The sequence below is a fragment of the Bifidobacterium sp. POST2/T3 (B1) genome (assembly GCF_058197115.1).
Genome location: NZ_JBVPQK010000140.1, coordinates 1 through 6,393, shown reverse-complemented (window position 1 = coordinate 6,393; position 6,393 = coordinate 1). Strand labels below are relative to the sequence as shown.

5 protein-coding genes and 1 riboswitch are annotated in these 6,393 nt (G+C 58.8%); of the genes, 1 reads left to right on the top strand and 4 read right to left on the bottom strand.

The window, feature by feature from the left end:
- Together AC0AP0_RS07495 and AC0AP0_RS07490 are read right to left on the bottom strand one after the other, a co-directional pair.
- Positions 1-416 (bottom strand): AraC family ligand binding domain-containing protein (locus AC0AP0_RS07495; RefSeq protein WP_490429979.1); only part of this gene is annotated, 416 nt, incomplete at its 3' end.
- A gap of 129 nt (positions 417-545) precedes the next feature.
- Entirely contained in the window at positions 546-2,864 is a 2,319-nt protein-coding gene (locus AC0AP0_RS07490) for a beta-L-arabinofuranosidase domain-containing protein (RefSeq protein ID WP_490429977.1), read from the bottom strand.
- 458 nt (positions 2,865-3,322) lie between these two features.
- Here AC0AP0_RS07490 and AC0AP0_RS07485 point away from each other — a divergent pair, with 458 nt between their 5' ends.
- Complete coding sequence (locus AC0AP0_RS07485; protein WP_490429975.1) at positions 3,323-4,888, top strand: oligopeptide:H+ symporter; 1,566 nt, start codon at positions 3,323-3,325, stop codon at positions 4,886-4,888.
- A 233-nt stretch (positions 4,889-5,121) separates the two neighbouring features.
- On the opposite strand, the gene AC0AP0_RS07480 is transcribed toward AC0AP0_RS07485, so the two are convergent.
- Positions 5,122-5,622, bottom strand: a complete 501-nt coding sequence (locus AC0AP0_RS07480) for a GNAT family N-acetyltransferase (RefSeq protein WP_490429973.1) — start codon at positions 5,620-5,622, stop codon at positions 5,122-5,124.
- Between the two features lie 69 nt (positions 5,623-5,691).
- On the bottom strand, positions 5,692-6,009 hold the full coding sequence (locus AC0AP0_RS07475) for a DMT family transporter (RefSeq protein ID WP_490429971.1): 318 nt from the start codon (positions 6,007-6,009) through the stop codon (positions 5,692-5,694).
- Positions 6,010-6,017: 8 nt separating this feature from the next.
- Positions 6,018-6,081: riboswitch (guanidine-III (ykkC-III) riboswitch) on the bottom strand.
- Positions 6,082-6,393: the final 312 nt, after the last annotated feature.

Sequence of the window (6,393 nt, the reverse complement as noted above, 5' to 3'; positions counted from 1 at the left end):
CCCATGGCGATCTCCATGAGCAGGCAGGTCATGAAATAGCTGCAGTAGGGGCTGGGATCCGGGTAGGTGCGCTGGTATATGTCAAGCAGCTGGTTGAACATGACGGTCAATCGATTGTTGTCTGCCAGACGAAAATCCAGGGGCAGCACCACGCGTGCCGCTCCCTGGTCATTTCCATCCCTCGGTTCGTCAGGTAGGCCTTGAACCTTTTGCCAGTCAGGCAAGGTGAAGTGGGCCCAGTAGAAGGTCAGCGGCTCCTGTCCCAGCCGTCGACTGCCCTCATGAGGAGTTCCGGGCGGAATCAGCAACAGGCCGCCTGCCTTCAGATCATGATGCCGCCCGGCTACCGTCAGCGGGAGGAGGCCCTCTTCAACCAGGATCAGCTCAAAGCTGTCGACGGTGCGGCGCTCGTGGATCCATCCGGGGGTGCCGATGAAGCGCCCTGCGGATTTGAAGACCGCCGCATCGTTGGGGAAACTGGTGATGATTGCCTGATCCGTGCTGACCGTCCTCCCTGTAGCTGAAACCTTGGCCTTAGGACGCGGTCAGTGGCTGGCCACTTCGACGTAGGCATGATAGGGCTGATCTTCGTCAATGGTCCAGAGGGGGACGAATTCCAGGCCGCTGCCCCGGTGACGGAAGACCAGCTTCTCGCCCTGGCGCTCGAAGTCAGACCCGGGATCCTTCCGGTCGATGTCAAGGCTCTGCATATCAGTGCTGGGGCTCAAGGCGGCAAGTACGTAGGGTCCCCAGGCCACGGCGGCCAGGGAAGGCCTGTCAGGGGTGCCAATCAGCCGGATGGTCGGTTCGAATGTCAGCGTAATGGTGGTTCCTGACCAGGAATTCAGACCGCAGGCGCTCACATCAAGGACCGCCACAGCCGGGTCAGTGCCCATGAGAGCCTGGGACACCGGGGTTCCGTCGATGTCGATGTGGACCCTGCCGCGGGTCCAGGCGGGGATGCGCAGCGCCAGGCGGGGTCTGTCCAGGGCTTCTATGGTGATGGTTACCTTCTCGGGGTGGCGGTCGTCCACGTCCACGCTCAGCGCCATCTTCTGGTCGATGTCGTTCAGGCTGCAGGGCAAATACTGCTCGATCCACAGGGTCTTCTCATCTGTGTAGAAGGCTCCGTCGGCGTAGTAGAAGTGCGATTCCAGGCCGGTGCCGTGGCAGCAGCTGTTCTCCTCATCAAACTCCTTGCGGCCGCCCGGCTGGGTGGGGAAGAAGTAGAGACTGCCGCCCTGGGGCACATGGTCGGTGCTGGCGGCGATGTGGTTGAGTGTGGTCAGCTCGGTGTAGTCTGCATACTCCTGATCCGGATCGAAGGAGAACAGGAGCGCCGACAGCTTGAGCAGGTTGTAGGAGGCGCAGGACTCGGCGGTGTTGTCCTTGAGCAGGGCGCCAATCACGTCGGGCTGCTGGAACATCTCACCCTGCCCGGTGCCGCCCATGGCGTAGATGTGATGGCCCATGACCGACTTGAGGAAGAATTCCGCCTGCTGCAGGTAGTAGGGCAGACCGGTCTGGCGGAAGAGTTCCACCGAACCGATGACCTGGGGGATGTGCTGGTTGCCATGCAGTCCGCCCAGGGCATCCACCTTTTGACGCATGGGAACCATGAGACGGTCGTTGTCGAAGAGGCGAGCGGCATCCAGGTGCTCCTTACGTCCGGTGATGGCGTACAGATGGGCCAGGGACTCGTTCATGCCGCCGAACTCGCCGGCGATGTACATGCTCCACATGTTCTGCAGCTGCTCGTGGGGGAGCCGGTGGACGCGGTCATAGACCCAGTCGCCTAGGTCCGAGGCCACGTGCAGAGCCGTTTCATTGCCCGCGAAATGGTAGGCATCGATCAGCCCGGCCAGAATCTTGTGCAGGGTGTAGTAGGGCGCCCAGATGGTGGGGTAGGGCGCGTACTGCTCCAGCTTGTCGAACTGACTCTCGTCGTAGGCCGACAGGAAGCCCGGCTTGGTGGCCCCGCTCTTTGCGAAGGCGGCCTGGACCTCGGCCAGCCCGTCGACCAGATAGGTCAGCTTGGTCCGAATGTCCTCGTCGCCGGTGGCGGCATACCCCAGAGCATATGCGGACAGGACATGCCCGGTGGTGTGGCCGCGCAGGTTGGAGTCCGGAGCGTCCCAGCCGATCATGGGCTTGGCTCCCTTGGTGTCCAGGTGGGCGGCCCGGCGGAATTCCACCAGGAGCTGATCGTCGTCCAGGGTCTTCAGAAAGGCTATCCGCCGGCGCTGGTTGCCTGCCAGCATGCCATCACCGGTCAGCCGCACCCGGGAGATGGGTACGCGGCGGACCTTAGGGCTCGGATCTACCGGCTGTTCGGGGTCTTCATCGATCACCTGAACCTTGCATTGCACACGGATGTCGCTGCCGTCTATGGAACCCTGGAAGTCGTGCTCGCCGGTCTGCTCGTCTCGCTGCTCAACGCCTTCGTCCCAGTTGACCCGCTGGGAGACCTTCTGTCCGTCCTTGGTCAGCACGGCCGTGAACATGGGCAGATAGTAGGTGGCGCCCTTGCGCGCCTTTATTTCGATGGGATAGACCTTGCGCACTTCGATCTTGTTGGGCATCTGTAGCACGGTCACATCGAAGTTGCGCTGCGCCTTGGCACCGCCCTTGGTGACGGTCGCGGTTAGGGTCACGTTCCGGTCACCCCGACCGTATTCAGGCTGATTGACCTTGCCTGTGGGACTGACCCATCGATCGTCGCTGCTGGCCCATTCGATTGTGGTTCCCTCTGCCCCCTTGGTCGGCAGCTTCAGGTCGAAGTCCACGGTGCCCGTGTTGCCGATGTAGATCTGACGGGCCGCCTCGTCAACACAGTCCTGATCAGTGTGCATGGATGATGTCATGATGAATTACCTACTTCCTCCGCTGACAGGCGGATTCTGGCCGGTCATGGTTTCCGTCGGGTCGTCTCCGATCCGTCGGCGCCGCTCTGCCCCGACGCCTTCGTGCGCCTTACCTCATCAGTCTATGGACGGAAGCCCGATCAGGAAGGTGGGGGAAATCGTCGAATGGGTGGACAATCTTGTGTCTTTGGCTTGGAGTTGTTCTGGTTAGCTTCTATTTCTTCCTAATCCTTGCAATGGCGGGCTTTCTGAGCAATGAACGACCTGCCCGGGAAGCCTTGTCCGGTAGTGGCCACATAGCATTACCGAGAAATATCCACCTTTTTCCGTTCTCTTTGCACCTACGCCCGACGGGCTGAGGATTTACGGTTCAAAGTGGAACAGCCTGTGGTTCCACGCAGAGCAAGGGGGTGCCCGCACAACGAGGGTAGGCACCAGTGAGAAGCGAGGAGAAGCGTATGGCAACACCTACGAAAAATGGCGGCGAGCAACCGGATATTGTGGTCGATGAATCCGGCCTCAAGGTTGACCGACGACAGGAGGAGGAGCTGAACCAGCTGAGGGCGGACCGCTCCTTCTTCGGCTATCCCAAGGGCATCGGCGCTCTGGCAGGCGGCAATTTCTTCAATTCGATCTGTTGGGCCTCTTATGGGGCCGTGATGATCTACTACCTCTATAAGCCGTGGACCCAGGGTCTGGGATTCAGCCAGGGGGAGGCGGCGCAGCTTATAGCCATCGTGGGGGCTATCAATTCGATGTTCGGCATCGTGGGCAGCTGGCTGGCGGATCGGGTGTTCGGGGCGCGCAAGGCCTTGGTCATCGGCAACATTGTCAAGGGGCTGTCCTGCGGGCTGCTGGCCATACCGGCCTTCTCCATCAGCCAAGGTCGAGCCATGGCCATTACGGGCATGATCCTTATGAACCTGCCCATCATGGGGGCTTCGAACGCCTCGCTGACCGGCATGCTCTTCCACCGCAAGGACAACCGTCGTGACGGCGCTTTCGCCATTCACGCCATTGCCAACAATATCGCCGGGTTCATCACCCCAATCATCTCTGCTCAGCTCGGGCTGCTCAACTATCATTACGGATTCGCCATCGGAGCAGTCGCTGCGCTGATTTACGCAGCCATCATCGGCGTGCCAGGCAATCGTTTCTTCGGTTCGCTGGGCTCAAAGCCCTCACGCCCGCTCAACAGCCAGGAGCGTAAACGCTACGGATGGGGCGCCTTGGGCGTGCTGTTGGTGATTGGTCTGTTCATCGCCGTCCTTCTTGTCACCCACAAGATCAGCGTCAACGCGCTGGCCAGTACGGTCAGCTCCTGCACCTTTGTGGTGGCCATCGCCTTCTTCTTGGTCATCTGGCGTTCCAAGAGGATCGTCGGTGTGGAGCGTCGCCGGCTCAAGGCCTTCGTGCCCATCGTGATCATGCAGATTGTTGCAGGGGTGGATTACGCCATTCAGGGCACCACCCTGCTCATGTTCCTGGACCAGCGGATCAACAGAAAGTTCGGCAGTATTGAAATCGCGCCGGGATCCTTCAACACTCTCGTGGGCATCATCGCCATGCTGGCCGGCATCTTCTTCAGCTGGTTCTGGCTGACCGACACGGGCAAGCGTTGGAAGTCCACCAACCGCCTCTGGTTCGGATTCGCTTTCTTCGGCATCTCTAATTTGCTGCTGATCGTTCCCACTGTGGTGCTCAATCCTCATACGGCTAGATATTCCGTGCTCTGGCTGCTGCTCTACTATGTGGTCTCCAACTTTGGCGGCTTCCCCTACGGCGTTGCAGCCAACTCGACTGTGGCGGCCATAGCCCCCAAGTCCTATGAGACACAGATGCAGACCGCTTTCACCCTGTCAGCTGCCATCGGCACGGCTATCATGCTGCTGGTTTATGGCAAACTGACCACCCTGGACCAGCAGCTGCCGTTGATGCTGATCATCGGCATCATTGAAATTGTCGTGGCTGTGGCAGTCATGCTCTTCCGAGGCAAGATCGACGCGACGGTCATGTCGGATTGAGCAACTGGTTCCCTGCCGGAGGACCGGTCTTCTGCAGGGAACCGTGATACATGACTGTTGTGTGTATGAATGACCTGCGCGTCTGGTGCTCGGGTCAGGGCCGATTGCTCTGATTCGGGCGTCAGACGCGCAAGTTTGTGCTTGGGGTTGGTGATGCCGGGTATCGCCGATTTCTAAAGCGGCACCCGGTGCCTCGTGTTTGCCCAGCGGTAGCCATCAATTGACCGCTGCGGTCATAATCCAGTCGGTTGAATGTCAGCTCCCAAGGTGAATATGTGCTCGCCGGTCCGTTTGAAGCCCATGGCTTGGTAGAAACGTTGAGCGGGTTCATTGCGCTCCCATACGCCTAGCCAGATTTTGCTCAGATTCCGGTTCCTGGCTCGTTCGAAGGCCTGATTGACCAGCATGGTGCCCAGTCCCTGGCGTTTGAAGTCTGATAGAACGTATAGCCGCTCGATCTCCATGGAAGTGTCACCGAACTGCTCCGTCTGGGCCTTCCCAGTGTTGAGCTGCATGTAGGCTGCGGGAGTGCCGCCCACGCTGGCCAGCATAAAAACGGATTCGGGTTCGGACAGTTGCGATTTGACCAGTTCAGGGGAGAAGGAGTGCCGGAGGTAATCGGCCATGTTCTCCCGGCTGTTGTCGGCGGCGAAGGTGTCACGGAAGGTGGTCATGCCCAAGGAACGTATCAGCCCGGCATCATCCGAAGTGCATTGCCGTATTACTGTGGTCATGATGGCGACTCCTTTCCTCTTGAGTTTGTTTGTTGTTGGGATATATCTGTGTTGATGGGGGCATTATTCTCAATTGACGATCTTGAGCCCGACCACGCAGGCGACCAAGCCGATGATGAGCAGAATTCGGGCAAGCGAAATTGGCTCTGATCCTGTAGCCATGGCGTATAGGGCAGTCAAGGCAGCTCCGATACCGACCCAGACCGCGTAAGCTGTACTGGCAGGGATGCTGTGCATGGCAAAGGCCAGACCAACCATGCTGAGAAACAATCCCACGATAAAAATGATGTCAGGGACGATTTTGGTAAAGCCTTGAGACTTGCCTAAGGCGGTGGCCCAGGCCGATTCACAGATGCCGGCGAGTATGAGTACAATCCACGAGGACATGGTTCCCTTTCGGCAAGTCTTGTCGCTGTCCGGGTACTTGACCATCGTCCGGGAACCTGAATCAGATTCTGAGCATCAGAATAGCACGGGGATAACACTCTGATGCATGAATAAGCAGGGGAGTGGCCGACGGTCCATTGTAAGAAGGAATCAGGGTTAATTCAGGGTCTTTTCAGGGGTTTGCCGGATGTTGTCTCCCGCGCCGATCGGCTATTTATATAAATAGAGGGATCTGGCAGAGTGTACGCACGAGGATGTGGCAGGTGAATGAATCATGATTTGGGCCTTACGTGATTTGAAAGCCAACAGCGGCATTTGGGCTGGCGTCTTTATCGTTCTTGTGGTCACGCAAACTCTGCTCTGTGCCATGAGTGTGAGCATGGG